The 25,534-nt window shown below is 68.6% G+C and carries 23 protein-coding genes; 10 read left to right on the forward strand and 13 right to left on the reverse strand.

All coding sequences use genetic code 11. The features are described from left to right. The first annotated feature begins 167 nt into the window (after positions 1 to 167). Positions 168 to 284, forward strand: a complete 117-nt coding sequence (locus ACIBL3_RS24445) for a VOC family protein (RefSeq protein ID WP_396356101.1) — start codon at positions 168 to 170, stop codon at positions 282 to 284. Between the two features lie 24 nt (positions 285 to 308). Here the strand turns inward: ACIBL3_RS24445 and ACIBL3_RS24450 are convergent, their stop codons facing one another. The 4 genes from ACIBL3_RS24450 to ACIBL3_RS24465 all read right to left on the reverse strand — a co-directional run bounded on the left by ACIBL3_RS24450 (position 309) and on the right by ACIBL3_RS24465 (position 4,381). After that, the gene (locus tag ACIBL3_RS24450) at positions 309 to 713 is read right to left on the reverse strand and encodes a DUF6069 family protein (RefSeq protein ID WP_396356102.1); all 405 of its coding nucleotides are present in this window, start codon (positions 711 to 713) and stop codon (positions 309 to 311) included. A 32-nt stretch (positions 714 to 745) separates the two neighbouring features. Further along, positions 746 to 1,309: a dihydrofolate reductase family protein gene (locus ACIBL3_RS24455; RefSeq protein WP_396355848.1), complete on the reverse strand. Its 564-nt coding sequence runs from the start codon at positions 1,307 to 1,309 to the stop codon at positions 746 to 748. A 64-nt stretch (positions 1,310 to 1,373) separates the two neighbouring features. After that, positions 1,374 to 2,399 (reverse strand): RNA polymerase subunit sigma-70, encoded by a 1,026-nt coding sequence (locus ACIBL3_RS24460; RefSeq protein ID WP_396355849.1) that lies wholly within the window; start codon positions 2,397 to 2,399, stop codon positions 1,374 to 1,376. A 2-nt stretch (positions 2,400 to 2,401) separates the two neighbouring features. Next, positions 2,402 to 4,381 carry an MGH1-like glycoside hydrolase domain-containing protein gene (locus ACIBL3_RS24465; RefSeq protein WP_396355850.1) on the reverse strand — a complete coding sequence of 660 codons (1,980 nt, stop codon included), beginning with the start codon at positions 4,379 to 4,381 and terminating at the stop codon, positions 2,402 to 2,404. A 271-nt stretch (positions 4,382 to 4,652) separates the two neighbouring features. On the opposite strand from ACIBL3_RS24465, the gene ACIBL3_RS24470 reads away from it, so the two are divergent. The 6 genes from ACIBL3_RS24470 to ACIBL3_RS24495 all read left to right on the forward strand — a co-directional run bounded on the left by ACIBL3_RS24470 (position 4,653) and on the right by ACIBL3_RS24495 (position 13,928). After that, the gene (locus ACIBL3_RS24470; RefSeq protein ID WP_396355851.1) at positions 4,653 to 5,738 is read left to right on the forward strand and encodes a LacI family DNA-binding transcriptional regulator; all 1,086 of its coding nucleotides are present in this window, start codon (positions 4,653 to 4,655) and stop codon (positions 5,736 to 5,738) included. Between the two features lie 150 nt (positions 5,739 to 5,888). Continuing rightward, the gene (locus ACIBL3_RS24475) at positions 5,889 to 9,383 is read left to right on the forward strand and encodes an endo-1,4-beta-xylanase (RefSeq protein WP_396355852.1); all 3,495 of its coding nucleotides are present in this window, start codon (positions 5,889 to 5,891) and stop codon (positions 9,381 to 9,383) included. Positions 9,384 to 9,402: 19 nt separating this feature from the next. Further along, entirely contained in the window at positions 9,403 to 10,872 is a 1,470-nt protein-coding gene (locus tag ACIBL3_RS24480) for an ABC transporter substrate-binding protein (RefSeq protein WP_396355853.1), read from the forward strand. Beyond that, positions 10,872 to 11,861 (forward strand): carbohydrate ABC transporter permease, encoded by a 990-nt coding sequence (locus ACIBL3_RS24485; RefSeq protein ID WP_396355854.1) that lies wholly within the window; start codon positions 10,872 to 10,874, stop codon positions 11,859 to 11,861. Before ACIBL3_RS24480 ends, ACIBL3_RS24485 begins: the two co-directional genes overlap by 1 nt. Beyond that, complete coding sequence (locus tag ACIBL3_RS24490; protein WP_396355855.1) at positions 11,858 to 12,688, forward strand: carbohydrate ABC transporter permease; 831 nt, start codon at positions 11,858 to 11,860, stop codon at positions 12,686 to 12,688. The genes ACIBL3_RS24485 and ACIBL3_RS24490 overlap by 4 nt, the downstream gene beginning before the upstream one ends. Positions 12,689 to 12,698: 10 nt before the next feature. Continuing rightward, on the forward strand, positions 12,699 to 13,928 hold the full coding sequence (locus ACIBL3_RS24495) for a Gfo/Idh/MocA family oxidoreductase (RefSeq protein WP_396355856.1): 1,230 nt from the start codon (positions 12,699 to 12,701) through the stop codon (positions 13,926 to 13,928). On the opposite strand, the gene ACIBL3_RS24500 is transcribed toward ACIBL3_RS24495, so the two are convergent. Continuing rightward, positions 13,925 to 15,217 carry a hypothetical protein gene (locus tag ACIBL3_RS24500; protein ID WP_396355857.1) on the reverse strand — a complete coding sequence of 431 codons (1,293 nt, stop codon included), beginning with the start codon at positions 15,215 to 15,217 and terminating at the stop codon, positions 13,925 to 13,927. The genes ACIBL3_RS24495 and ACIBL3_RS24500 overlap by 4 nt on opposite strands. 132 nt (positions 15,218 to 15,349) lie before the next feature. Between ACIBL3_RS24500 and ACIBL3_RS24505 the strand changes: the two genes are divergently transcribed. Both ACIBL3_RS24505 and ACIBL3_RS24510 read left to right on the forward strand, forming a co-directional pair. After that, positions 15,350 to 16,147, forward strand: coding sequence for a carbonic anhydrase (locus ACIBL3_RS24505; RefSeq protein WP_396355858.1), 798 nt, complete (start codon positions 15,350 to 15,352; stop codon positions 16,145 to 16,147). 102 nt (positions 16,148 to 16,249) lie between these two features. Further along, positions 16,250 to 16,882 (forward strand): HEAT repeat domain-containing protein, encoded by a 633-nt coding sequence (locus ACIBL3_RS24510; RefSeq protein ID WP_396355859.1) that lies wholly within the window; start codon positions 16,250 to 16,252, stop codon positions 16,880 to 16,882. Here the strand turns inward: ACIBL3_RS24510 and ACIBL3_RS24515 are convergent. Both ACIBL3_RS24515 and ACIBL3_RS24520 read right to left on the reverse strand, forming a co-directional pair. Next, positions 16,850 to 18,634, reverse strand: a complete 1,785-nt coding sequence (locus ACIBL3_RS24515; RefSeq protein WP_396355860.1) for a DUF222 domain-containing protein — start codon at positions 18,632 to 18,634, stop codon at positions 16,850 to 16,852. The genes ACIBL3_RS24510 and ACIBL3_RS24515 overlap by 33 nt on opposite strands. A 158-nt stretch (positions 18,635 to 18,792) precedes the next feature. Next, positions 18,793 to 19,428 carry a TetR/AcrR family transcriptional regulator gene (locus tag ACIBL3_RS24520; protein WP_396355861.1) on the reverse strand — a complete coding sequence of 212 codons (636 nt, stop codon included), beginning with the start codon at positions 19,426 to 19,428 and terminating at the stop codon, positions 18,793 to 18,795. Between the two features lie 60 nt (positions 19,429 to 19,488). On the opposite strand from ACIBL3_RS24520, the gene ACIBL3_RS24525 reads away from it, so the two are divergent. Beyond that, a complete protein-coding gene (locus ACIBL3_RS24525; protein ID WP_396355862.1) occupies positions 19,489 to 19,788 on the forward strand; it encodes a hypothetical protein in 300 nt (99 codons plus the stop codon). A 3-nt stretch (positions 19,789 to 19,791) separates the two neighbouring features. Here the strand turns inward: ACIBL3_RS24525 and ACIBL3_RS24530 are convergent, their stop codons facing one another. The 6 genes from ACIBL3_RS24530 to ACIBL3_RS24555 all read right to left on the reverse strand — a co-directional run bounded on the left by ACIBL3_RS24530 (position 19,792) and on the right by ACIBL3_RS24555 (position 25,530). Continuing rightward, complete coding sequence (locus tag ACIBL3_RS24530; RefSeq protein WP_396355863.1) at positions 19,792 to 20,964, reverse strand: hypothetical protein; 1,173 nt, start codon at positions 20,962 to 20,964, stop codon at positions 19,792 to 19,794. Positions 20,965 to 21,042: 78 nt separating this feature from the next. Next, positions 21,043 to 21,612, reverse strand: coding sequence for a beta-L-arabinofuranosidase domain-containing protein (locus ACIBL3_RS24535; protein ID WP_396355864.1), 570 nt, complete (start codon positions 21,610 to 21,612; stop codon positions 21,043 to 21,045). Positions 21,613 to 21,685: 73 nt separating this feature from the next. Further along, on the reverse strand, positions 21,686 to 22,183 hold the full coding sequence (locus ACIBL3_RS24540) for a beta-class carbonic anhydrase (protein ID WP_396355865.1): 498 nt from the start codon (positions 22,181 to 22,183) through the stop codon (positions 21,686 to 21,688). Then, on the reverse strand, positions 22,180 to 23,121 hold the full coding sequence (locus ACIBL3_RS24545) for a sucrase ferredoxin (protein ID WP_396355866.1): 942 nt from the start codon (positions 23,119 to 23,121) through the stop codon (positions 22,180 to 22,182). The genes ACIBL3_RS24540 and ACIBL3_RS24545 overlap by 4 nt, the downstream gene beginning before the upstream one ends. A gap of 46 nt (positions 23,122 to 23,167) precedes the next feature. Further along, complete coding sequence (locus tag ACIBL3_RS24550; protein WP_396355867.1) at positions 23,168 to 24,823, reverse strand: MFS transporter; 1,656 nt, start codon at positions 24,821 to 24,823, stop codon at positions 23,168 to 23,170. Then, a complete protein-coding gene (locus ACIBL3_RS24555; protein WP_396355868.1) occupies positions 24,820 to 25,530 on the reverse strand; it encodes an LppX_LprAFG lipoprotein in 711 nt (236 codons plus the stop codon). Before ACIBL3_RS24555 ends, ACIBL3_RS24550 begins: the two co-directional genes overlap by 4 nt. Positions 25,531 to 25,534: the final 4 nt, after the last annotated feature.

Genomic DNA, 25,534 nt, shown 5'->3' on the forward strand with positions numbered 1-25,534 from the left:
GGCCCCGTCCGCGACCAGCAGGCGGGGCCTACCCACACCCCAACCATCGGCAACACCGATGACGCCGTCATCGGCAAGATGAACGACGGACAACACACGGGGAGGATCTGGCGCGCCGCGTTCATCTCGACCTGTTGCCTGATCCGGTTGAGGATCAGGCGGTGGAGGTGGAGCGGCTGCGGGGTCTCGGCGCCGCCCCGGCCGATGTGGGCCAGGGCGACGTACCGTGGGTGGTTCTGGCTGACCCGGAAGGCAATGAGTTCTGCGTCCTCGGCCGAGGCTGACAAGCTCACCGCCCCGGCAAGACCCTACGGCGAGGTCGCCCGGAAGGCCGGGACGAGTACTGCGGCGACCGCGACGTGCCCGCACGCGAGCACGGTCCTGGTCCCACCCGACGCCTCGATGGCCAACAGCGGGAAGTAGAACGACACGGCCAGGAACGCCAGCGCCACCACCGTCCAGATCAGGCGGGCGCGCGGCGTCACGCGCTCCAGCAGGGCAAGCAGCGCCCAGCCCAGCAGCGAGAAGAACACCGCGAAGATGATCAGCGCGCTCGCCCCGAGGTCCTGCGGCTCCTGCCCCTCGGCCTGGATGATCAGGTCGTTGCCGAGCAACGGCTCGCCCACCACCCAGACCAGGACGGCCGCCGCGACGGCCCCCACCACCGCAAGAGCCCGCCTTCCGGCCCTGGTCCCTCGCACAGCACTCTGCATCGTCACGTCTCCTCCTTCAGCAGATTCCGTGCTCACGGCTTGACCGGGCGGTACCGGACGGTCAGCTCGGCTGTGGGGTCGCCGTCGCCGACCCGGTGGAGGTAGTGCGGCCGGCCGCCGGGGAGGTCCAGCAGCCGGATGCCATCGCCGAGCAGCACGGGCGCGATGTGCAGGTCGATCTCGTCGAGTAGGCCGCGTTCGAGAAGTTGTGCGCCGATGTTCGGCGACAGCACCTCGACGTTCTTGCCGCCGGCCGCGGCCAGCGCGATCCGCACCGCCTCGGCCACGTCACAGTCCAGGAACGTGACGCCCTCGGCGGGGGCGGCGTCCTCCGGGTGGTGGGTGAGCACGAAGAGGGGTCCGGTCCAGGCGCCTCCGTAGACGGCTCCCGGATCCGGGAACTGATCCCAGCCGCACCGGCCGCCGAGGACCGCGCCGGTGGTTGCGACGTACTCGTCGATCAAACCCGGCTGGGGCGAGATGCCGGTCATCATCCAGTCCATGTCGTGGTTCGGCCCGGCCACGAATCCATCCAGGGACATGGTGAAGTGCCAGAGCACCTTGCCGTTCGCGGTCTGCGGTTCGATGTCGTTCACTTGTGTCTCTCCTCTGCCGGCTGATTGCCTCGTGCAGTATTGAGACGGCATCCACCGCGAAACCTCATCGGTCCAGGGTGAGTGGGAGGTTGAACGACGGGAACAGGGCCGGCTCGTGGAACGCGACCATCTCGGTGATCCGGCCGTCGCGGACCTGCAACACGCCGATGCCGAACGGCTCGTACATGTGCCCGCCCGGCGGACACCGGTACGTCGCCGCGGCCAACTCGCCGTTGGCACATGCGGCCGGCACCACGCGCAGTGTCCCGACGTAGTGGGGTGAGTCCACGTCCCAGCTCGTCGCCAGCGCTGCCAGCACGCCGTCGCGGTCGGCGAACCACTCCGGGTACGGCGGCATCGTCGCCCGCACATCTTTTGCGAGCAGCTCCGCAACCTCGGCAAGGTCGCCACGCTCCACCGCGGACATGTAGCGGCGCAGGATCCTGCGGTCCTCGTCGGTGGGCGGGGCTGATGGAGCCCAGTCCGATCGGCCCGGCGGCAGGTGGGTGCGCAATGTGGCCCTGGCCCGCTGCAGGGCGCTGTTGACCGAGGCGACACTGCCGTCCAGGACCTCGGCTGTCTGGCGAACCGGCCAGCCCAGCACGTCGCACAGGATCGTCGCGGCGCGCTGCCTCGGTGGCAGGTGCTGGATGGCGGCCAGGAACGCCAGCTCCATGGTCTCCTTCGCCACCACCGCTGTCTCCGGGTCGTCGGCGCTCGGCGCCGCCGGCTCCCACAGGTGGCCGGGGAACGGCTGTAGCCACGGGCCGTCCGGCGAGTCGGCCTGGTCGGGAAGCGTCCGGCGGCGACGGCCTTCCAGGAAGTCCAGGCAAGCGTTGGTGGCGATCCGGTACAACCAGGCGCGCAGTGAGGAACGGCCCTCGAAGCCCTCGCGTCCGCGCCACGCTCGCAGGAACACCTCCTGGACCAGGTCCTCCGCCTCGTCGAACGACCCGAGCATCCGGTAGCAGTGCACCCGCAGCTCGCCCCGGTAGCGCTCGGCGCGTTCGGCGAAGTCGGTCACCGGGATCTCCATCAGGACGCCTCTCTGTGCGGCGAGCGAGTTCGCCGTACAGGTGCACGTTCTCATGGTCAGCCGGTAGGACCTCGTCGGGGTGGGACTACCTGGCCGGGGTTGGTACGGCGGCCGTCGACGGTGATTTCGGTGTGGTCGGGGGTGATCGTCAGGTCGATCCTGTGCTTGTGGTGGGTGTAGCCGGTGAGGGTGAGCGTGCCGGTGGGGACGGGGTTTGGGTGGACGGTCAGCGAGCCGTCAGGGTGGGGACGGATGCCGGCCAAGCCGGTGAGGATGGCTTCGGCGCCGGTGAGGCCGGCTATGACGTTGGAGCGGCGGCCGCTGGCGGGTGCGCCCGGTTTGTCGCAGTAGTGGTCCTGGGGGAAGTACGGGTAGTGCTCGCCCATCCAGAACAGGCGGCGGAGCACGTCCCAGGCGAGTGCTGACTCACCGCGCTCCCAGAGGGTCAGGGCGAGCTGGGGTGCTTCGCCGGTATAGGCGCCGGCGCCGGACCAGTCGATGTCGGCCGTCTCGTAGTGTCGTACGTCCTCCGCGCTGACACTGCTGGCGCCGTACTCGCCGAGGAAAGCGCCGGGTCGGAGGTGCTCGATCAACGCAGCGGCGACCTCGGGTGGGCAGGCGCCGGAGCGCAGTACGTCGAATGCCTGGATGGAGTACGCGAGCTCGGTGTGACCGTCGGGGTAGCGGCTGCGGAACCAGCCGGCGTCGGCGTCCCACAGTTGCCGGATCACCTCGGTCCGGATCTCGCGCGCGGACGCCCGCAACTCGTCGACCGGCAAGGCGGCGCCGGAGAGTTCGGCCAGTTCTGCCAGGGCCTCCAGCGACCAGGCGCGCTCGGCGTTGGGGCTCGCGACCACGTGTTCCCAGCCGGCGCCGCGCATCTCGAGGAGGTTGCTCTGGTCCCCGTAGTCCCGCAGTACGCCGGTCTGGTCGTCGGGACGGAAGCGTTTGTCGAGAGCAGTCAGTACGTCGTACAGCCGTGAGACCAGACCGGGGTCGAGTCGACGGTCCGCTGCGGCAGCGCGGGCCAGCATGGTGAGGGACCAGCCGCTGTAGGCATAGGCGACGCCGAGTCCGGTGCCGTCGGGGGCGATGGCGTAGCGGTCGGTCAGGTCGGCGTCGAGGAAGGACTCGATCAGGTCGACGACGTGGTCGCCGAGCATGAGGCTGAGAACGGTGGGCGCGTAGCCGCCGGTGTCCCAGGCGTAGGCGCAGAGCGCGCCGCCGTCGAGACCTGAGGTCGCGATGAACGGGGTGGTGATGAAGTCGGGGTGGTCCCACCAGCAGACGAGGCCGCTGGCGAGGGAGCGGCGGTAGTACTGCTCGAGGCCTGGGATGTCGCTGGTGAGGACGGGGATCCGGGCGAGGGCTTGGTTGAGGCGAGCGGTCCAGACGCGGGTGGTGGTGGCAGCGTCCGCGGCGGGGTCGGCGGAGGCCGTTGCGCCGGAGGGGTGGACGGCGAGGGTGAAGGTGGCATCGCCGTTCGGCGGGAGTGGGGCGGTGAGGCCGGTGTGGGTGAGCGTGATCGAGGTGCCGTTGCTGGGCGAAGGTGGGACCCATCCCCAGTCGGACAAGGGGATGTGGATGTCAGTCCCAGAGAGGGTTGGTTGGAGGCGCAGGTTGTGGTGGTGAGCTGAGCGGTTGCGTACGTTGATGGTTAGCACGTAGCCGGGCTCGCCGTGGCGTGGGGTGAGGGTGCTTTCGACGGCGAGCGAAATCAGGCGGCCGTCGACGTACTGGTGGTAGGTGCCTCGGCGGGTCACGCGGTCCGGGCGCCAGGTGCCGCCGGCGGGGAGGAGGCCGCGGTCGCCGGCGCCTGGGCGGGTGCCGTCGGAGATGGTCCGTCCGTCGAGCTCGAAGGAGATGGTGAGCCGGCTGTCGGCGGCGGCGTGTGGGGGAGCGAACCAGCCTCCGACGCCGCAGACCGTTCCGCTCAGCCGGCTGACGGTGCCTGTGCCGCTGCCGACCCAGATCTGATCCGGCGGTACGGCGCGGCGGAGGTCGAAGGCGAAGTCGTCGAGGGCGTACGGCGGCATGGGTGGCCTTCCTGCAGCAGCTGGCGAGCGCGTCGCGAAGGTGGCGGGCCGGGCGGGAGGCGTGCCGGACCGGTCCCGGCAGGTGATCCCGGCCTGCGTAGGACCGGTCCAACACGGTGGCTCGATGGTGGCACGAAGGTCAGCAGGTGCGCAATGGTCAAGCCATGAAACCGTTTGCGTACGGGCTGTTGACCTCGCTCCCGCCCGCTGTTACGTTCCGGTGCTGACCCCGTTGGACCAGTCCAACGGCGCTGATCGAGGGAGGGGCCGGATGGCGAAGCTGACGATTCGCGACATCGCCGCGCTGTCCGGCCTGTCCAAGTCCACCGTCTCGCTGGTGCTGAACAACAGCCCGAAAGTGGACCCGGCGACCCGGCGGCACGTGCTCGCGGTGATGCGCAAGCACCGGTACGTGCCGAGTTTCGCCGCCACCGCGCTCGCCAAGGGCAGTACCCGGCTGATCGGGATGGTCGTGCCCGGCCTGTCCTGGCACATGGTTGCCTCGATCAACATCGGCGTGGCCGCGGTGACCGAGCGGAACGGGTTCGACATCATTCTCTACACCGCGACCAACGACCGTGACTACGGTCCGCTGATCGACCGCGTGCTGACCTCCAGCATGGCGTCCGGCCTGCTCGTGGTCAGCCACGAGCAACCGCTGGAGCCACTCGTCCAGCTGCACCAGGAAGGCCTGCCGGTCGTCCTGGTGAACACCATCGACGCCGACGTGGAGCTGCCGTCGGTCACCGCCGACAACTACGAAGGCGCGCTGACCGCGATGGACCACCTCCTGCAACTCGGACACGAGCGAATCGCTTGTGTGCAAGGCCGCATGGCGTACCGCTGCTGCCAGGACCGCTACCGCGGCTACCTGGACGCACTGCGCAAGGCCGGGATCCAGCCCGATCCCGAGCTCACCAAACCCGGTGACTTCGTGCCCGAGCAGATCCGTTCCCGCGCGCGTGAGCTGTTCGCGCTGCCGGCCGGTCAGCGGCCGACCGCGGTCTTCGCGCACTCCGACGTGACGGCGTACGGCGTGATGACTGCCGCGGCCGAGGCCGGGTTGCGGGTGCCGGAGGACGTGTCGGTGATCGGCTTCGACGACATCGAGTCCGCGGCCCAGATCCGTCCGCCGTTGACGACTATCCAGCAACCGTTCGTCGAGATGGGCAAGCGCGCCGCGACGATGCTGCTCGAGGCCATCGGCCCGAACGACGACGAACCCAAAGTGGCACCGATCGACGAGGTGGAACTGCCTCGCCTGGTGATGCCGACCAGCCTGATCGTCCGGGCGAGTTGCGGGCCGGTGCCCGTGACCCGGTCCCCGCGCGGACGGTCGCAGACCGCCAAGGCCTGATCCTCCGGATCGAGGTCCCGCCCGACCCACGACTCCCCAGCGCACCCGGCAGCTCCCCACACCGCCCCCGGCCGACGGCCGGCGGGCCAGACGCTGCTGCGCGCCCTCTGGAAGGACCCCGGAGTGATCAAAAGACCCGAAATACGGGGCATGGCCTCCGCCGCGACGCTTGCTCTCGTCGCGGCCTTGGCGATCCAGCCCACCGCCAGGGCCGACGTGACGCCGTTCGAGGTGTTGCCGGCTGATCCGATTGCGAACTTCACGCAGTTCAAGAACCTGCCGACCGACTCGACGCAGCAAGTCACCATCACTGGGAATCCCAACTTCAGCAAGGCGCTCGAGGTGACCGTGCCGAACGCCCCGCAGAGTCCGGGATTGGACGGCGAGTACGAGATCACCCTCGGAGTCGCCGCGGCTCAGACCGTGACCGCCGGCGACGCGCTCGTGGCGACCCTGTGGATGCGGTCGATCGAGCCGACGCCCGGCAGCACGACCGGCAACGCGCACGTGGTGTTCGAAACCGACGGACCGCCGTACAAGAAGTCGATGAACGCGGCACTGCTCTACGGCCCGGAGTGGCAGAAGTTCGAGTTCCCGGTCCGCGCCGCCGTCACCTACGAAGCCGGTACGGCGACCGCCGCACACCTCAACCTCTGGCTCGGGTACGGCGCTCAGAAGTTCCAGATCGCCGGCGTCTCGGTCAAGGACTGGGGCCCAGGCACACCCGCCGGCTACCCCCAGGTGACCTACGAAGGCCGCGAGTCGAACGCAGCCTGGCGTACGGCGGCAGCCGCAAGAATCGACCAGTACCGCAAGGGAAACCTGGCCGTCTCCGTCGTCGACCCGGCCGGCAACCCGGTCAGCGGCGCGACCGTGTCCGCCGTGCAGCAGACCAGCGCCTTCAAGTTCGGCGCAGCCTCCGACGGATCGCGGCTGATCGGTGACCCGTCGAGCGGGATCAGTGCGAGCGACCTGGCGCAGTACCAGAGCAAGGCCTCGACCCTGTTCAATCAAGGAGCCCTGGGCAACAACCTCAAGTGGAGCAACCACTGGGAGAACCAGGTCGAGCGGGACACGATCACCATGCCCGCCCTGCAGTGGATGCGGGAACGTGGTCTGCGCGTCCGCGGCCACACCCTGATCTGGCCGTCCTGGGGATACATGCCGCCGGACCTGGTCACCTTGCAGAACGATCCGGCCGCGCTCCGGGCCCGGGTCAACAATCACATCACCGACGAGGCGACGGCCCTGAAGGGGATCGTCGACGAGTGGGATGTGGTGAACGAGCCGTACTCCGAGCACAGCCTGCAGGACATCCTCGGACCGGACGAGATCGAGTCGTGGTTCCGATTGGCCCGCCAGGCCGACCCGACCGTGCCGCTGGCGCTGAACGACTACGGGCTCCTGGAGAACAACGGCTGGGAGAAGCGGCACCGCGACCACGTCTACGGCATCGTCCAGTCGCTGAAGGCGTCCGGTGCGCCGATCGACCTGGTCGGGATGGAGAGTCACTTCAACGGGCTGCAGCTGACCTCGCCCGACGACCTGATGACGATCGTCGACCAGTTCGCCGCGCTCGGCGTGACGGTGGCGATCACCGAGTTCGACGTGGACACCGACGACCTGCAGCTGCAGGCGGACTACACCCGAGACTTCATGACTGCGATGTTCTCGAACCCGAACGTCAACCAGATCAGCAACTTCGGGATCTGGGCCAACAACATCTACAACCCGCGGGTCGCGCTCTACAACGCCGACTGGTCGCCGAAGCCGAACGCGCTGGTCTGGGAGGACCTGATCAAGCGGCAGTGGCACACGAGCGTGAATGGCCAGACCAGCGCCGCCGGGACCTTCGGCACCCGCGGCTTCCTCGGTGACTACCTGGTGACAGTCACCGTGAACGGCATCTCCAAGCAGGTCAAGGTACCGATGCCGACCACCGCCGGCGCCTCCGTCAAGGTCATCGCCGACGGCATCGCGACCACGGTCCGCCCCGCGCAGCCCAATCCGGTCGGCGACGGCGACTTCGAGAGTGGCACCCGCGGCTGGACCCCGCTCGGCACCGGCCCGTCGAGCGCCGCGAACGCGCACAGCGGGCACACCGCGCTGTCGCTCAGCCCAGGATCGGGCGTGACGCAGAACATCACCGGCCTCACGCCAGGCACGAGCTACCTGCTGTCCGGCTGGGGACGCCTCAACGGCGGCGGCACCCAGTGCTACATCGGCGTCCGCGGGGGAGCGACGGCAGGTACGCCGACCTTCCAGTACGAGCTCACCTACGCCGACGAACGCGCCTACACGCAGAAACTCGCGGCCTTCACTCCACCGACCGGGACCAAATGGATCCAAGTTTTCGCCTGGTCCAACCCGAACCCAACCACGTCGGAGTGCACGCTCGACGACATCCGGATCACCCCGACCGACGGCACACCACCGCCCGCCCAGGGTCCGCCCGCGACGACGCCGTACCTGCCGACGCCGTCGGTCCTGGTGAACGGGACACTCGAGAATCAGTCCAGTACGACGGGCTGGTACTGCCTGGGCGCCTGCACCCTGAAGAATGCGGCGACCACTCCGCACACCGGCAGCGGCGACCTGTCCGTCACCGGACGGGAAGCAGCGTGGGCCGGTCCGGCGCAAGGCGTCTCGGTGGTGAACGGCGGTCTGTACGACTCGTCCGCGTGGGTGCGACTCGCGAGTGGATCCGACACCGCGATGGTCAGCCTGAAACTGACCACCTCGACCGGATCGACGACGATCAGGCTCGGCCAGGCGCCGGTCACGAGCACCGGCTGGACGCGGATCTCGGCGGCCAACACGAAGATCGCCTGGACCGGCACGCTGACCAAGGCCGAGTGGTGGATCAGTACGACGACGGGCGCCGGCAGTCTCCTGGTCGATGACGCGTCCTTCGCTCCGAAGGCGAAGCCGATCCCGGGCCGCGACCTCCTGGCCAACGGCGACGCCGAGCAGGGCACCGACAGTTGGACCTGTACGACGTCCTGCACTGCGCAGACGGCTCAGGTGCACGGCGGCTCCACCGCGATCCTCGGTACGGCGCCGACGCAAGCGGTCACCGTGGCCAACGGGTCGTCGTACAAGACCTCGGCCTGGATCCAGTTGGCGAGCGGCACGGGCACGGCCCAGGTGCAGCTGAAGCTGACGAAGTCGGACGGGTCGGTCGCGACGGTGCCGCTGGCGTCGGCGGCGGTGAACGCGTCCGGCTGGACGAAGGTTGCCGCGAACAACATCCCGGTCAGCTGGACGGGCACGCTCACCAAGGCCGAGTGGATCGTCGCCAACGACAACGTCTACGTGGACGACGCGGCGCTGCAGCCCGCCGGCGTCGAGCAGACCATGTTCAACCCGGTGCAACCGACCGCGGCGTGCGTCGTCCGGAACTCGGTCGACAACACCTACACGGCGTACTTCGGCTACTCGAACGCCAACAACTACTACATCCCGGTCCCGGTCGGGAGCGACAACTACTTCAGCCCCGGACCCTCGGACCGCGGCCAGACCGTGCACTTCCTGCCCTTCCAGCGGCCGCGCCGCGTCGCGGTCACCTGGGACGGCAGCCCACTCACCTGGCGGCTCGGCGCTCTTACCCAAACCGCTTCGTCGGCGTCGCCGGCCTGCACGTAAGACTCACTGGAGGAACACCATGTCATCACGCATCTCACGACGGACCCTGCTCCGTGGTGCCGCGGCCCTGGCCGGTGCGGGAGCGGTCGCCGGCTGCTCTTCGTCGGGCGACGGCGACGAGGGCTCGAAGGCCCAGGCCACGATCACCTACTGGGACTGGTACGCCAGCCAGGCCGGCTGGGTGGACAACGAGATCAAGTTGTTCCAGCAGGCCAATCCCGGGATCGCGGTCAAGAAGACGACGCAGGTCAGCGACAAGTACGCCGACCTGGTCTCGCTCGCGTACCGCAGCAACAACCCGCCCGACATCCTGATGATCCCGAAGAGCCCGCAGCTCAGCCAGCAGGTCACGCAGGGCTGGCTGATGCCGGTCGACAAGTGGGCGACGAAGTCCTGGCAGTCCCGCTTCCCGCAGAACAGCTTCGTCGAGGGTGTGGACGTCTTCGACGGCAAGGTCTACACCGCGCCGTTCGCGGCGCCGGCGCCGTCACTGCAGCTGTACGTCCACCACGGCGTCTTCAAGGACGCCGGGTTGACCAACCCCGACGGCAGCGTGAAGCTGCCGAAGACCTGGGACGACGTGAGCCGCGCGGCCGACGCGATCGCGTCGAAGAGTGGTGGCAAGGTGGCGCCGTTCGGCTTCGGCAACTCGACGAACACGACCTTGGCCTGGTGGCTCGATCTGTTCGTCCGCGGCGCCGGATCACCGGGCGGCGCCGCCGTCGGCGGGATCGACGGGATGGACTACCGAGTCGGGCAGTGGACGTTCGGGAGCGACCGCAACTACGCCGACGTGATCAACCTGCTGCTGGAGTGGAAGAACAAGAACTGGTTCTACCCGAGCTCGATGAGCATCTCCGACGAGCAGGCCCGGGCGTTCTTCGAGCGTGGCCGGTTCGGGATGACCGTCGGCGGCGTCTGGAACCAGCCGGAGTGGACCAAGCACAAGTTCACCGACTACAGCCTGGTCACGTTGCCGACCCCGAGTGGTGATCCGAAGGCGCTCTTCTACGGTCCGCCGGGTGGGCGGTTCGTCGCGGTTTCTTCGAAGTCGAAGCATCCGGACGAGGCCTGGGCGTGGTTCGACTGGCTGTACAGCGCGGACGCCGGCAAGCGCTGGGTCGAGCAAGGTCAGGGGCTGTCGGTCTACGCGCAGAACAACGACCCGAAGGCGGTCACCTTCGCGCCGTTCGCGCAGTACGTCGCCATGTCCGGAGCCGCGGTGGTCGGTCCGCAACCGACGATCCGGAACCCGAAGCTGACCAAGCTCGAGCTGCCCGCGGTGAAGCCGGACATCAACGACGTGCTGGCCGGCATCTACACCGGTCAGCTCAAGGATGTCCAAGGAGCGCTGACCGAGCTGACGGGCAAGATGAACCAGGCGCTGGCCGACGCGGTGAAGAAGGTCGGGGCCGGTGCGAGCCTGAAGGACTTCGCCTTCACCGACTGGGACCTGACCAAGCCGTACACGACGAAACCGGTCGCCTGATGGTGCTGACCGCCGTACGCGAAGACGTCGCCGCCGGAGGGCCGCCACCCGCGGTCCGCCGGCGGCGGCGGCGTCGGCGGACGTACCTGTGGTCGTACGTCTACCTGGCGCCGATGATGGTGCTGCTGCTCGGCTTCGTGGTGTACCCGATCATCGCGTCGCTCGGCTACACGTTCTACAAGTGGGACGGGATCGGCGACCCGACGGACTTCGTCGGGCTGGACAACTTCCGCCAGATCGTCGACGACAGCATCTTCTGGCGGTCCCTCGGCCACACCTTCGTGTACGCCGCCTTCGTCGTACCGATCCAGCTCGTCCTGGCGCTCGCACTCGCGCTGGTGCTGAACAACAAGCGGCTGCGGTTCGCGTCGTTCTATCGGACGCTGTTCTTCCTGCCGGTGGTGACGTCGGCGGCGGTGATCGGGGTCGTGATCCAGCTGCTGGTGTCGAACTTCGGCGAGTCGATCAACGACCTGCTGCTGAAGGTGCACCTGATCGACCGGCCGGTCGACTGGCTGGGGGACCCACACTTCGCGATGGCGATCATCATCCTGGTCGGGATCTGGCACACGTTCGGGTACAACCTGGTGTACTTCCTGGCCGGGTTGCAGACGATCCCGGAGGAGCTCTACGAAGCCGCCCGGCTGGACGGCGCCGGCCGGGTCGCGATGTTCCGGTACATCACCGTCCCGATGCTGCGCGCGGTGGGGGTGGTGATCGTCGTGCTCGCGGTGATCGGGACGTTCCAGATCTTCGACCTGGTTCAGGTGCTGACCAGCGGTGGTCCGTACTTCTCCACCGAGGTCGTGAACACCTACATCTACCACCTGGCCTTCGGCGGCAGTAACGCCAACGCGGTCCAGCCCGACATCGGGCTCGCGTCGGCGGCGTCGTTCATCTACGGGCTGCTGCTGATCGGGTTCTCCGTGGTCCAGGTCGTCGTACTGCGCTCTCTCGCGAGGCGCCGGGGGACCGGAGGCGGCCGATGACTCGACGGCGCATGGTGACGGCGATGACGCATGTCGCCTTACTGGTCAGCGGCCTGGCCTGGCTGTATCCGCTGTTCTGGGCGCTCGGCAGTTCGCTGAAGAGTGACGACGAGTTCTTCGGCCGCGGGCTCAACCCGCTGCCGTCGCAGTTCCTCTGGTCGAACTACCTGGACGCGTGGCGGGAGGCGTCGTTCGGGCGCTACTTCATGAACACTTTTCTGATCACCCTCGGGACGGTGGTGGTTACTTTGGTAGTCACGTCCACCGCGGGATACGTACTCGCCCGGACACGCTTCCCGGGCCGGGGGTTCTGTCTGGGGCTGGTGTCGGCGACGTTGTTCCTGCCGCACGGCTACACGATCATCCCGGTGTTCGACCTGATGCAGCGGCTGCACCTGCTGAACAGCCTGTGGGCGGTGATCATCGTGCAGGCGTCCGGCGGGGTGGTGTTCGGCACGTTCCTGTTCATGGGCTACTTCATGGCGATCGACCGTGAACTCGAGGACGCGGCCCAGGTCGACGGCGCGAACTTCCATCAGACGTTCGCGCGGATCATGCTGCCGCTGTCCGGCCCGATGCTGGCGACGGTCGGGCTGTTCACCGCGATCACGGCCTGGAACAGCTTCTTCATCCCACTGGTCTTCACACTCGGCCGGCCGGAGCTGCGCACGCTCGCGATCGGCATGTACGCGTTCATCGGGGAGAACTCGACCGAGTGGACGCTGCTGTGCGCCGGCACGGTGATCACGCTCGCGCCGATCGTCCTGTTGTTCCTGCTGCTGCAACGTTTCTTCGTCAACGGCTTGGCCGGCGCGGTCAAGCAGTAGGGGGTCATCTATGTCCACACCTGTCCGGACGGCGATCGTCGGCACCGGCCACCGGGCTCAGCTGTTCACCGAGGGCCTCGCCAAGCGGGACGCGTACGACGTCGTGGCGTTGTGCGACTCGAACTCGGTGCGGATGGCCTTCCACAACCGCATGCTGCTGGCAGCCGGCCGCCGTACTGCTCATCAGTGGCCGCCAGCGCGGTTCGACGAGATGCTCCGGGTCGAGCGGATCGAGCTGCTGGTGGTGACGAGCGTCGACGCGACCCACGACCGCTACATCGGGTCCGCGCTGCGAGCCGGCGTCCGGGTGATCAGTGAGAAGCCGATGACGACGGACGAGGTGAAGGCGCAGCGCATCCTCGACACCGTCCGGGAGACCGGCGGGTCGCTGTCGGTGGCGTACAACTACCGGTTCAACCCGGTGCACCGGCGGGTGCGGTCGTTGCTGGCCGAGGGCGCGATCGGCGACGTGCACTCGGTGCACTTCGAGTGGATGCTCGACGTGTCGCACGGCGCGGACTACTTCCGGCGGTGGCATCGCGACAAGGCGAACTCGGGCGGCCTGATGGTGCACAAGGCCAGTCATCACTTCGACCTGGTGAACTGGTGGCTCGGCGCCGAACCGGAGCTGGTCTACGGGCGCGGGCAGCTGGCGTTCTACGGTCCTGGGCAACAGCACGGGTACGCGCGGGACTACGCCCGAGCACACGCATCCGCCGAGTCGCTGGACGACCCGTTCGCGCTGCAGCTGGCGGACAACGCGACTCTGCGGGAGCTCTATCTGGATGCCGAGGGCGAGGACGGGTACTACCGCGACCGCAACGTGTTCGCGCCCGGCGTGACGATCGAGGACGACATGGCCTTGCTGGTGTCCTACGACACCGGTGCGACGATGACGTACCACCTGACCGCGTACTCACCGGCCGAGGGGTACCGGGTGATGTTCAACGGATCGCGGGGCCGGTTGGAGCTGGATGTCGAAGAGTCGACATTTCGGACCAGCATCACGCTCCGCCCGTTGTGGTCGCCGCCCGTCGACCACACCGTCGAGCCTGATCACACCGGCCATGGCGGCGCCGATCCGCGGGTCCTGGCCGCACTGCTCGACAACGATCCGACCCAGGGCGCCGACGTCGCGGACGCGCGGCAGGCGGCCCTGGCCTTGGTCACCGGGCTTGCCGCCAACCGCTCGTTCGCAACCGGTCAGCCCGTGCGGACTGCCGACGTACTGAAGCTCTAACCGAGCGCGGTGCGCAGCGCGGCATGGGCGCCGCGGACGATCGCCTCCCGGTTGGCCTCGTACGTCGGGTCGGTGATCTCGGTCTTGTTGGCCGGGTCGAAGGACAGCACCGGGACGTGCAGGTGACCTGCCGGCATCGACGGGTCGAGCAGATCGCGCTGCAGGGTGTTGCGGTAGGCAACCTCGTTGGAAAGGTAACCGCCGCCGGCGCCCTCGGACGCAATCGAACCGGGCGTCGGGCCGAGCGGCTGACGCACAGGCAGCGTCTGGCCGGCCGGGATCTCGAGCACGCTGGTGTTCACCCGCATCCGGAACGGCGTCACGTCGGCCTGCGCCATCCGCGCCAGCGGCAGGCTGGAGGTCAGCCACTCGGGACCCGCCGGCATGCTGGGGGAGACGACCGGTGCGTTGATCGTGCCACCGCCCCACAGGTTGTTGTTGTCACCGATCGAGCTGACCGAACGGCGCCGGCCGTTGAACACCTCCAGGTCGAAGATGCCTACCCGACCCTGGCTCGCGGTCATGACCAGATCGGCCCGCTGCGGACCTGGGCGGTAGTGCGGGGCGAGGGCGTTCTCGACCATGTTCTCGTCGAAGTCGGTGTAGCGGACCGGGAACACGACGGTCTGGATCTCGTAGGTCTTGCCGTTCACCACCCAGCGCTGACCGTCCAGAGTGAGTGCGTTCGCCCCGGACGGGTTGCCGATCCGGATGTCCGCGTCGAGCGTGAACGGGTCGAAGCCGGTCACCAGGATCTTCTGCACGCCGGGCGCGAACCGGGTGCCGGTGATGCCGCGGGAGCTGTATTCGAGGGACCGGATCAGATCGGCGCGGTCCGCCGTACCGAGGGTGAAGTCGGGCTGCCACTGGCGGAGGGCGAGGGCCATGGAGATGCGTGCCCAGTAGAGGCCGCGGTCGTCGGTGGCGGGCAGTGCGTCGGGCTGGGTCTGTGGGTGCTGCGCACGATGGGTCGCCGTACGCCAGAGGGCCTCGCCTTGCGTGCGGACCAGGACGGCGGCGGCGTGCTTGTTCGGGGCGGAGCAGAGCAGCCGGGTGAACAGGGCGACGTGCCGGTCGAAGCCGGAGCGGCGGAGGATCTCGGCCGGCACCGACGGGCCACCGGCGACCCCGTTGTCCAGGCGCTGCTCCTCGACGGTGCCTTTGACGGCGGTGTCGAGACAGCCGGTGGTGGGTGCGGCGTGGACGGTCGGCGCGCCCGACAGGGCGGTAGTCAGGGCGATTGCGCCGATGAGCAGGGAGCGTGAGAACGAGCTGGGGCGGAGTCTCATAAGGGCTGTCTATCAGATCTCTGCCGGAACCCGATCAGATTTCTGACCACCCCGGGTATTGCAGACAGTATGCAAGGGGTTACCTTCAGAAGGCGGCGATCGCCCACGCCGCCCTCATCAAGGAGCACATCGTTGAGCATCACATCTCGCCGCGGTCCGGCAGCGGCGCCCGTCACCTCGCGGCGCCGGTTCCTGACCACCGCCCTGCAGACTACTCTCGTCGCCGGAGCCGGCGGCGCCACCCTCACCGCCTGCGCCGACGACGGTACGACGCCCTCGTCGGTCGCCTCGTCCGCCGGGCAGACCCTGGCCGGCACCAACCCGCCCCCGGCGCCGCCGGTTGCTGACGGCAACCAGGCGCTCCAGCGGTTGCAGGAAGGCAATGCGCGGTTCGTCGCCGACCGCGAGGAAAACCTGGACGAGGGCATCGCGCGCCGCGTTGCCGTGAGCAAGGGGCAGACGCCGTTCGCGACCGTGCTCGGCTGTGTGGACTCGCGGGTGCCGATCGAGCTCGTCTTCGACCAGGGGCTCGGTGACCTGGTCGTCGTACGGAGCGCCGGTGAGGCTCTCGATCACTCGGTGACCGGGAGTCTGGAGTTTGGGGTCGCCGAGTTGCACACGCCGCTGTTGATGGTCCTTGGACATCAGCGGTGTGGCGCGCTCACCGCGACGATGAAGGCAGTCGACGCAGGTCAGCGGACCGCCGAAGCCGGCGAGATGGACTACCTGGTCGACACCCTCGCCCCGGCCGTCCGCCAGGTCGCGGGCAAACCGGGCGACCGTCTCACCAACGCGATCCACGCCAACGTCGACCTGGTTCTCGCCAAGCTCCGGCAGTCACCTGTCATCGGTCCCCTGGAGAAGTCCGGCAAACTCAAACTGGTCGGCGCCTACTACGAACTCGACACCGGCAAGGTCATCATCAGCTAGGCGGACCGTCGCAGAGAGGCGACAGGTGCCCAGGTACGTCGACCAGACCGCGCCTCGCCGAACTGACCAGGGTGACCTCTGACGTCAGTAGGTTCTCGGCTCGTGACCGTGTCCTATCACTCCAAGAAGATGGTGCTGCGCGAGTCGATCGATCGGGCCGAGTCGGACGTCCGGTTGATTCTGTTCGAACCGCAAGACGGCAGTGCGCGAACCAGTGTCGAGTACATCGCGCGTGCCGGACAGTGGTCGCCGTTCGAGAGCATCGACGACGAGGGCGACGCTGGGTACCGGAGCTACCGGCTCTGGGGTGCGGCGCCAGGGCTATGGGTGACGTATCTGGAGGATCTCACCACGCGGGCTTCGATCCTCGAGGTGTTCGGTGAGGACGCGGAAGACGTCGCCGAGTTGGCCCGCCGGATCCTGGGCCTGCTCGGCGGCGTCCCTTACACGCGCGAAGAGCTGTTGACCTCCGTCAGCCGGTTCCAAGGTCAGGACAAGATCCGGGCTGTGGTGCGCCTGGCCCTCGCAATGGGCAAGGACTTCGACCCCGAGTACTTCGCTGCGCTCGCGGACGCCGCCCGTGACGAAGCCCCTGAGATCCGCAACGCTGCCGCCTGGTCGACCGTCTACCTGGAGAGCCCGGAATCCCTCGACCTCCTCAAAGCTCTCGCTGCCAACGACCCCGACGAGGCCGTTCGCAATTCAGCGCGAGGGTTGCTGGCCGACTTCAGCTGAGCAGGGCTCAAGGTGCTGTTGCTGGGGTGCGGGCGGTTGGACGGGATCCGCTTGGTCGTCGGACCAGTCGTTCGTGCCGACTGCGTCGGGTTCGGGGTTGGGTGGGGGTGTGCGATAGGCGCGGCCGGTGGGGCTGGTCCACGTGGTGGTTCTGTCGGGGTTGGGGGTGATGGTCCACCCGCCTTGGTGCTTGAGGCGGTGGTGGTGGCGGCATAGGCAATGGAGGTTGTCGGTGGTGGTGCGGCCGCCTTCGGCGAAGGCGGTGCGGTGGTCGACGTCCGCGAACTCAGCAGGCCTGTTGCAACCCGGGAACTGACAGGTGCGGTCGCGCAGTCGCACATAGCGGTCGACTGCGGCCGTGGGGCTGTACTTGCCGGGGCTGCCACCGGGTGGTTCGTCGGTGATGCGGATGTCGATGCGCGGCCGGGCAGACTGCAGCGCCACAGCCGTCGGCGCGGGTTCCGATGGCGAGGCAGCATCGCCTGCGGCGGGCCTGCGCGGTAGGAGTGTTCGGGCGAGGGCTCGGATGAGGTGCTTCCGAAGTGAGCTCTGCGGGATGGGTCCGTGGTGGTCGGCGTGCCCGCCGGTGCCGGGCTGGCCGTCGATGAGGGCGCGGAGTTCGGTACCGGTGGCATGGATGACCACAGTGGTGTCGGCACCAACGACAATGTCGTCCGCCCGGTCATCCAATCCGCCGCCGGCCGTGTCGTTGCTCGCCGCGCTGTTGACTGTCGCGGCGTCCGCCCGGCCATCGGGATCGCTGCAGGCGAGGCGCTTCGTACAGGGAAGGAGGCGGGCCAGGGCGATGTCGGCGCGCAACTGGTCGAGGGTGCGGGTGTCTCCGTGGCGGCGGCGGTAGGCGGCGGCGCGATTGAGACTGTTCATCACCGCGGCCGCGTCGATAGCGTCCTGGGTGTGGACGAGTTGAGCGGTGCCGTCGCTGTTGGGGAATATCCGCACCGACCGTTCGTCCATCGCCCGGGCGTGAGCTCTGCTGCGAGCGGCCGGGTCACGGCGGGCGGCCTCGTTCTGCGCCTGGTGCTTGATTCTTTGCAGCGGGTGCTTGCGGGCCCAGTCCAGCAGCGCGGCCTCACCGGCCCGGATGCCGTCCAGATCGTCCAGTACCGACAGTTCCCGCACGATGGTGAACGCGGCCCGCTCGGTCAACTCGCCCTCGGTCAGAGCGTGCAGCGTGGCGGGGAAGTTGTGCACCAGCTCGCATGAGGTATGAATTCGCGTCATCGCGGCTCCCTTGCTCAGCTGCAATGCCAACGCGACCTCGTCGGCCACCGACCGCAGGTCCCCGGCCACCCAACGCCGCTCGCCGGGAGCTGCGGCCCGGTCACCCGGCTCGGGGTACCGATGTCCGAGGTCCGCGGACACACCCTGCAGCGAGGCATCATGCATGGCGATCGCTTCGGCCTTCAACGCAGCCAGCCGCGCCTCCGTCCGGCCAATCGCCTCCAGCCGGTCCAGCCAGCCGGCGTCGGTCAATTGAGAGGTGTCTTGGAAGACGAGCGCCTCGAACAGTCCGGCACCGCGGTCCGGATCATCTGGCTCGTCGTGCCGCGCCAGCAGCCCGTGCCGGTCAGCCAACAGCGCATCACGCCGCACCCGATCCCGCAGCCGGTGCAGGTCAGCCTCACGCTCCTGCGCCGACTTCACCGGCGGCACCACAAACAGGTGCCCAGCCTGCCGCGGCGACGGGCGCGCGGCCTCGTCGGCTGGCTGATCGACCGGACACTCACTCATAAATCGAGCATACGTTCGAATAGGAGCGATTTCAACTCAGCCGCGACCGGTTGCGGGGAGTGCCGATTGACCGGGGCTCGGCAATCTGGCAGCAGCACCCAGTGCCGGGGAAGCGCTCGACCACTCGGTGACCGGGAGCCCGCCGAAGCCGGCAAAGGTCACCCTCCGCTAATGAGCTGACTGCGGAGGGTTTCGGTGGACCACTGGAGCCAGCGGTCGTGGGACCAGGCGCGGTCTCGGGTGAAGAGCAGGTAGAGCTCGGGGCTGAGGATGGCGTAGAGGATGTCTGCGGCATCCTCGGCGCTGAGGTCTTTGGCGACGCCTGGCTTGGTGACCAAGGCGTCCGCGGCTGCGCGCTGGACGACGTACCGCATGTCCTCGTCCTGGGGCCAGAGCGCGGCAACCTCGGGGTCGTTCGCGACGGCGGCCTCCAGGACGCGCATGATCGGCGAGACCCGCTGCAGTACGGCGCTCGAGCCGGGGACATACGCGGTGAGCATCTCTCCAGCCGTCGCCGCCTTGACGGCGTCGGTGAACCACAGGCGGTCCATCGTCGCGATCGGCTCCGAGTCCCCGGCGATGGTGACGTCGACGAGCTCCTTGAGCAGGGCCCGTTTGTTGCCGAAGACGAAGTAGATCGTCTGTACGGCGACACCGGCCCGGTCGGCCACGTCCTGCAGGTTGGTTGCGCCGTACCCGTCCTCGACGAACAGCTCGGTCGCCGCCCGGATGATCCGCCGCCGCGTCTCGGCCGCCTTCTCCGCCCGCCGGTTGGGCCGCTTGACAACAGTCATGACTAGAGTCTATCTCTAGATTCACTCGCTATAAGTCAACTCTAGAGAAAGGCACTAGTCATGTCACTCATCGCAGTCACCCGGTTCGAGGCTGTCGACACCGTCGAGGCGACCGAGGTCCGGGACCGGCACACCGCCCTGGTCCAGGCCGTTCGCACCGCCACCCCAGGCCTGACCGAGGCGCGCCTCGGTCAGCTCCCGGACGGTCAGTGGGTCGGCGTCTGGCGCTGGGACTCGATGGACACCCTCAAGTCGGTCCGTGAGCTCGCTCCGAACCTCCCCGAGGTGAAGGCCGCGTTCGCTCTGGTCCGCGAGGGCACCTCCGCCGTCGAGGAGATCGAGGTGCTCGACGAGCTCTGAGGTCTAGGACGTCAGCGGTAGCTCGGTGACGCGCAGGGTTGTGCAGCCGTAGGGGACGAGGGTGAGGTCCTGCGCGTCGCCCGTGGTCGCCGGCCTGGGTGAAGGGGCGGCGGCTGCGCCGTGTTCGAGGGTCCAGTCGGGGACCTGGCGGCCCTGCACTCGGAGCTGGATCGGGGACTTCACGAAGGGATGCCCGGTCAACGACCGGCGGTCGAGCTGGACGGTCGCCGGGTCGATGGCGTAGTTCCACGGGCCGGCTGGGTGGATTTCCCAGGTGGCGTGCGGGTCGTCGCCGCCGATGCGGTGCCGGGTCTCGGGGATGGGGAGTGCGAAGACCAGCGGACCGCGTTCGAAGGTGGCGGCTGTCCGGTGGGTTGTCGTGACTGCGGAGGGGAGGTGGAGTCGTACGACGTGCGGTCCGCCGGACCAGTCGCGTCGTACCTGGTGAATGGTGCCGGCGGCAACCGGCTTGCCGTCGACGGTGGCGTCCGTGGCCCAGGCGGGGATGCGGAGGTTCAGCGGTACGACGCCGGAGCCGCTGACCGTGATCGTGATGTCGTCCTCGAACGGGTACGACGTGGCGACGTCGACGGACAGGTCGCCGTACGAGAACGAGCAGGGCGCGTAGGACAGTGCGGTGGGGGCGCCGTCGGGGGAGTGCATCCAGAGGTGGGTGGTGAAGCGGTGCCAGCCCTGGTGGCGGTTGGCGGTGCAGCAACCGAAGTGCGGTGCCAGGCCGAAGACGTTCGCGTCCGGTCCGTTGTTGGTGTAGATGCGGTCTTCGGTGACGTGGCAGATCACCTGGTTGGCCTGCTGCACATACTGGTGGGTCCACTCGTCGGCCGACGCACTCGCGGGCAGCGCGTTGAACGCGAGCCGCTCCATCCGGTCAGCGAGCGGCTCGACGGCGCCGAAGGACTCGAGGGCGACCTCGAGCGACGCCAGGTGCTCGACCACTGTGCAGTTCTCGGTGCCCTGGCTCGGGTGGCGACCGGCCAGGTGCTCGTCGCAGCTGAACAGGCCGCTCGCCTGCCCGTGGTGCTCGTTCAAGGCCGCGACCAGACGCAGGAGACGGGCCTGCTGGTCTTCGGTCGAGTCGTGACGTGACCAGACCGGCATCGCCTTGAGTCCCATCGCGACGTTCACCCCGTGGGAGGACAGGTGAACGTCGTTCATCCAGACGCCGTCGTGCTCGTCCTTCGCAGCCTGCAGGGTCGCGTCGGGGACCTTCCCGCGGAACGGCAGGTCGTCGGCCTACCCGAACCAGTCGAACCCCTCCTCCCGGCACTTCGCCGCCAGCGGCAGCAGCCAGTCCTCACCGGTCAGATCGTGCAGTTGGTTGATCACCCAGACCACGTCGGTCCACCGTGACCGCGCCCACTCCTGCAGCGGCCACTCGTCCAGCAGTACGTCGAGCAACCGGAGGAACCGCAGTGCGGCCGGGACCACCCGCTCGTCGCCGGTCGCGTCGTGGTGCTGCAGGAGCGCCTTCAGCACGATGATCCGCGGCCAGACGTCGTGATCGGCGTACGTCGCGTCACCCGAGCGCGGCCCGAACCAGCCGTCCGGGTGCTGGTGGTCGAGGATGTAGCCGACCCAGCGCCGTACCTTCGCCTGCAGGCGCTCGTCGTCGATCAGGTAGGCGAGGCCGGTGATGCCGTCGAGCCAGTACGGTCCGCGCTCCCAGCCTTCGGCGTCACCGCCGATCCATCCGCTGCGGGCGATGTCGGGCCAGAACTCGTCCAGGTGACCGGCCATCCCGCCGGCCTGCAGGCGCAGACGCTCCAGCAACCATCCGGTGGGCCGGATGGTTGCCAGCGGCAAGGGGCGGAGTGCGGGAGGAGCGAGCGTGGACTGAGGGTGGGCGGGACCCGGCACGGAAGCAGCTCCTGGGGTGTCAGTCGATCTGGGTGAGGCGGCCGGTGTCCACGTCGTACATGAAGCCACCGACCAGGATGTCGTCGCCGATCAGCGGATGCTGCCGGACCGCGGTGACGTCGTGGCGGAGCGCCTCGAGCTGGTCCGGGATGACGTGGATCGGCAGGTAGCCGGCCGGCTTCCCGGCGGCGGTCTCGACCTTGGCGCGCAGGTCGTCCTCGGACATCGCGGCCATCGCGCAGCGGGTGTGCGGGATGACCATGATCCGCCGGACGCCGAGCAGCTGGACGCCGAGCACCAGCCCGGTCATCGTCACCTCGGTGACCCGGCCACCGGCGCTGCGCAGCACCTTGGCGTCACCCGGCTTCAGCCCGAGCATCTCCAGCGGCGGGATCCGCGAGTCCATACAGGTGACGACGCCGACGCCGGCGTGCGCGATCCCGTCGAACCCGCCGTAGTGGAAGTCGGCGGCGTAGTCGGCGTTGGCGGCCAGCAGGTCCTCGAATCCGCTGGTCATCGGACGTCACCCGGCACTGGGGTTTCGGCACGCAGGATCGACATGGCGAACGGCTCCTTTCCGCAGGACTCCGGACGAGGTGGATCGGCGGGTGCGCTGGTGACCGGCACGGTCCAGGACCGGCCGTCGCGATGCACGACGGTCACGGTTCCCAGGTCTTCGCCCGCCACACTGAGGGCATCCAGCGCAAGCTCACCGATGAGCTGACGTACGGCGATCTCCGCCGCCTGGCCGTGTTTCGACCAGGTCGACCGGCCACGCAACCCGGTCAGCACGGTCTCCCCGCGAGCCGCGGCCTCCAGGACGCCGACGGCGGTGTCGGCAGTCAGGTGGCCGTGCATCGTGCCGAAGGGGAGCACGGTCGCGGTCGGCGCGAACCGGTGTCCACCGAGGTGGTTCGCCTCCCAGACCCGGCCAGGCGCGACCGCGGCGACCGCCTTGACCAAGGGCCGCCCGAGCAACGCGCAGCACTCGTCGCGCTTGCCGTTGGTGCAGACCAGCATCACCGGCTCGTCGACCGCAGTCAGCGCCGGCAGCGACTCGGTCACGGCATCCACATCGCCCCGGCTGACCGCATCGAGGTCGAGCTCGTCCAGCTCCGCCGGGTCCGCGACAGCTCCTCCGAGCAGCCACGTCCGGCCGGGTCTGGTCGAGGCGACGTACACCTGATGTGTGCGCTCGACCACGTCCGGGTGCCTGCCGGGGGAGCGGATCAGCCCGAACCGCACGTCCGCCTTCTTGCACGCCTCGTCGATCGCGCGACCGAACTCCGGATCAAGGTGGCTCTGTGTCGGCGCCTTCGCGCCCCACGGCCCCGGTTGCTCGACCAGGACCCAGCCGCTGGCGACAACCGCCGTACCCGGCATCGGCTCCAGCAGCTCCCGACAGAAGGTCGAGCACAGGCCCGGCCGGCCGGTTGCGTCGAGTCGTGCGGTCACGGAATCACCGTACGGCAGCCGGGACCGGGTTCCGGCACGGTGACCATTATCTGTGCACAACGCCACGTCGGCCGAGGAGCAGAACGGCCAGGACGGCGGCCAGGAAGGCGCAGACGGCGGCGCCGGCGAAGATTGCGTGAACTTGTGAAACGGCCGCGTCGCGCAGCGCGTCGACGAACGGGCGGCACGAACCGGGAGCCGAGGGGCACAGTTCGTTCGGGGACGGGACGTCCTCGACGATGGTGAAGTACCGGCGTAGACCGATCGCGGTGAGTGCGGAGACCCCGACGAGCATGCCGACCATCCGGGCGACGACGACCAGTGCGCTGACCAGGCCGTGGCTGTCCGGGGGAGTGGCCCCGAGCATGGCCGTGTTGACCGGCGACAACGCCAGCCCGAATCCGAATCCGCACAGCAGCAGTACGACGGTCGCCGGCCAGTGATCCAGTGCGTCGCGACCCCAGAACGCCATCAGCACGAACATCGCTCCGGCCAGCGCGAGCCCGGTCCCGGTGATCCATCCCAGCCCGTAGCGCCTGGTCAGCCAACCACCGACCACCGCACCGACCGGCAACGCGATCAGGAACCGCAACAACACCAACGCGGCCGCCAACTGCCCACCGCCCTGCGTGGTGCGCGCGAACACGGGTACGTCGACCAGCGCTGCGATCAACGCGGAGCCGACGAGAAAGCTGACCACCAGCGAACCCCAGGCGGGCGCTGCGCCGAGCAAACCACGCGGCACGATCGCTCGCGCGGTACGCCGTTGCCAGACGGCAAACGCGATCGCAAACACAGCGGCCCCGACCAGCAGCCACGGTCCAGCCGGTGACATCAGCTCCCGCTCGGGATCAGCAGTCGCAAACGCCAGCACCACACCGGCCAGCGCGAGCGCGAGCAGCAGTGCGCCCACGAGGTCGACCTGCTCGAGCGTGGCCCGCAGGCGCGTCTTGCGGAGTAGCAGGGCGATCCAGAGCAGCAGCAGTACGGCGGTGACGACACCGATCGGCGTGAGCAAGCGGGAGTTACCGGAGAACGGGACGAACGGGATGCCGAGCGTCACACCGGTCGCCAACCGCTCTGGGGCAGTCAGGGTGAGGCCGAGAGCCACACAGGCGAGGAAGCCGACCGCAGCCGAGAGTGGTGGCGCCTTCAGCCCACGCAGTAACAGTGCGAGGACGACAGCCACCACAAGGTTCAACCAGAAGATGTACCGCCAGTCGGCCACGGCAAGCACGAGCGCGCCGAGCAACGGGCCGAGGACCGACCCGATCTCCTGTACGGCGCCCACCACGCCGAGCGGCAGGCCTCTGCGGTCGGCCGGCCACAGGTCGGCGACCAGAGCGAGCGTGGCAGGCACGAGACCGCCACCGCCGACACCTTGCAGGAACCGCCCGGTCACCACCAACGACAGGTCGTACGCCCCGGCGGTGATGAGCGAGCCCACCGCGAACAGGACCAGCGCCCCGATGAGGACCGGTGTGCGGCCGACGACGTCGGCGATCCGGCCGATCAGCGGCAGCACGGCGATGTAGCCGAGCAGGAAGCCGGAGATGATCGGCGCCGCCCGCTGGAGCTCGTCGGCGGACAGGCCGACTCCCGCCATCATGTCCGGTAAGGCCAGCACAACGACGTAGGTGTCCGCAGCTGCGAAGGCTACTGCGATCGATGCAAGGGTGAGCCGGCCCCTGGGGTTGCTCACGGCTTGGTGATCTCGACCTGTTCGCCGTACTTGTCCAGGGTGACGTCGTAGCTGCTGGTGGCGCCGTCGTAGAACGGGCCGGTGATCGTTGCCGACACCAACTGCTTGGTGTCCTTGTCGATCTTGAAGGTGCTCGGGAAGTCCTGGTCGGCCGGCGCCTTCGGGAAGATTCCCGGCAGCGCTGAGCCCGGCACCGTGCCAGTGACCTCGGTCAGCACCTTCGCGCCCTCCCGGGTCTCGCCCTTGATCTTCGGGTCCTTCACCTTCGGCAGCAAAGACGTCAGGCCCTTGTCCGGGTCCAGCAGGATCGCCGGGTCCGGCGCGCCGAGCGCGACCAGTTGCGACTGCGGCAGTTCGGTGAAGCCGGTCGTGAACGGCAGCTTGGCGTAGACCTTGCTGCCGACCGCGACCACCTCGGCGTCGATCGGAGCGCCCGCCGTACGAACGGTCAGCTTGCCCTTGAACGCCGGGGCGTGCGTCGCCACACCGTCACCGCTGACCAGGGTCTGCGCGTTCTCCGGCAGGTCCCGGCCGGTCAGCACGATGTGCACGCTGGACGCCTCGTCGATCGTCTTCTTGGCATCCGTCAGCAGCGCGACCGGGTCGTCACCGGGCTGGTTGGTGCCGCCGTCGGCGTCCGTCTTGTCGTCGCTGCAGCCCGCCAGCGCCAGCACCAGCACCGCGCCCAGCGCGAGCAGTTTCTTCATGGAG

This window comes from Kribbella sp. NPDC050124 (assembly GCF_044460355.1).
Classification (GTDB): domain Bacteria; phylum Actinomycetota; class Actinomycetes; order Propionibacteriales; family Kribbellaceae; genus Kribbella.

What these genes read in the sequence shown, in the direction of transcription:
- ACIBL3_RS24460 (WP_396355849.1), bottom strand. Translation starts at nt 2,399, where the DNA reads ATGAGAACGTGCACCTGTACGGCGAACTCGCTCGCCGCACAGAGAGGC.
- ACIBL3_RS24500 (WP_396355857.1), bottom strand. Translation starts at nt 15,217, where the DNA reads ATGAGACTCCGCCCCAGCTCGTTCTCACGCTCCCTGCTCATCGGCGCA.
- ACIBL3_RS24530 (WP_396355863.1), bottom strand. Translation starts at nt 20,964, where the DNA reads ATGAACGACGTTCACCTGTCCTCCCACGGGGTGAACGTCGCGATGGGA.
- ACIBL3_RS24475 (WP_396355852.1), top strand. Translation starts at nt 5,889, where the DNA reads ATGGCCTCCGCCGCGACGCTTGCTCTCGTCGCGGCCTTGGCGATCCAG.
- ACIBL3_RS24520 (WP_396355861.1), bottom strand. Translation starts at nt 19,428, where the DNA reads ATGACTGTTGTCAAGCGGCCCAACCGGCGGGCGGAGAAGGCGGCCGAG.
- ACIBL3_RS24515 (WP_396355860.1), bottom strand. Translation starts at nt 18,634, where the DNA reads ATGAGTGAGTGTCCGGTCGATCAGCCAGCCGACGAGGCCGCGCGCCCG.
- ACIBL3_RS24525 (WP_396355862.1), top strand. Translation starts at nt 19,489, where the DNA reads ATGTCACTCATCGCAGTCACCCGGTTCGAGGCTGTCGACACCGTCGAG.
- ACIBL3_RS24495 (WP_396355856.1), top strand. Translation starts at nt 12,699, where the DNA reads ATGTCCACACCTGTCCGGACGGCGATCGTCGGCACCGGCCACCGGGCT.
- ACIBL3_RS24480 (WP_396355853.1), top strand. Translation starts at nt 9,403, where the DNA reads ATGTCATCACGCATCTCACGACGGACCCTGCTCCGTGGTGCCGCGGCC.
- ACIBL3_RS24450 (WP_396356102.1), bottom strand. Translation starts at nt 713, where the DNA reads ATGCAGAGTGCTGTGCGAGGGACCAGGGCCGGAAGGCGGGCTCTTGCG.
- ACIBL3_RS24485 (WP_396355854.1), top strand. Translation starts at nt 10,872, where the DNA reads ATGGTGCTGACCGCCGTACGCGAAGACGTCGCCGCCGGAGGGCCGCCA.
- ACIBL3_RS24540 (WP_396355865.1), bottom strand. Translation starts at nt 22,183, where the DNA reads ATGACCAGCGGATTCGAGGACCTGCTGGCCGCCAACGCCGACTACGCC.
- ACIBL3_RS24465 (WP_396355850.1), bottom strand. Translation starts at nt 4,381, where the DNA reads ATGCCGCCGTACGCCCTCGACGACTTCGCCTTCGACCTCCGCCGCGCC.
- ACIBL3_RS24490 (WP_396355855.1), top strand. Translation starts at nt 11,858, where the DNA reads ATGACTCGACGGCGCATGGTGACGGCGATGACGCATGTCGCCTTACTG.
- ACIBL3_RS24470 (WP_396355851.1), top strand. Translation starts at nt 4,653, where the DNA reads ATGGCGAAGCTGACGATTCGCGACATCGCCGCGCTGTCCGGCCTGTCC.
- ACIBL3_RS24555 (WP_396355868.1), bottom strand. Translation starts at nt 25,530, where the DNA reads ATGAAGAAACTGCTCGCGCTGGGCGCGGTGCTGGTGCTGGCGCTGGCG.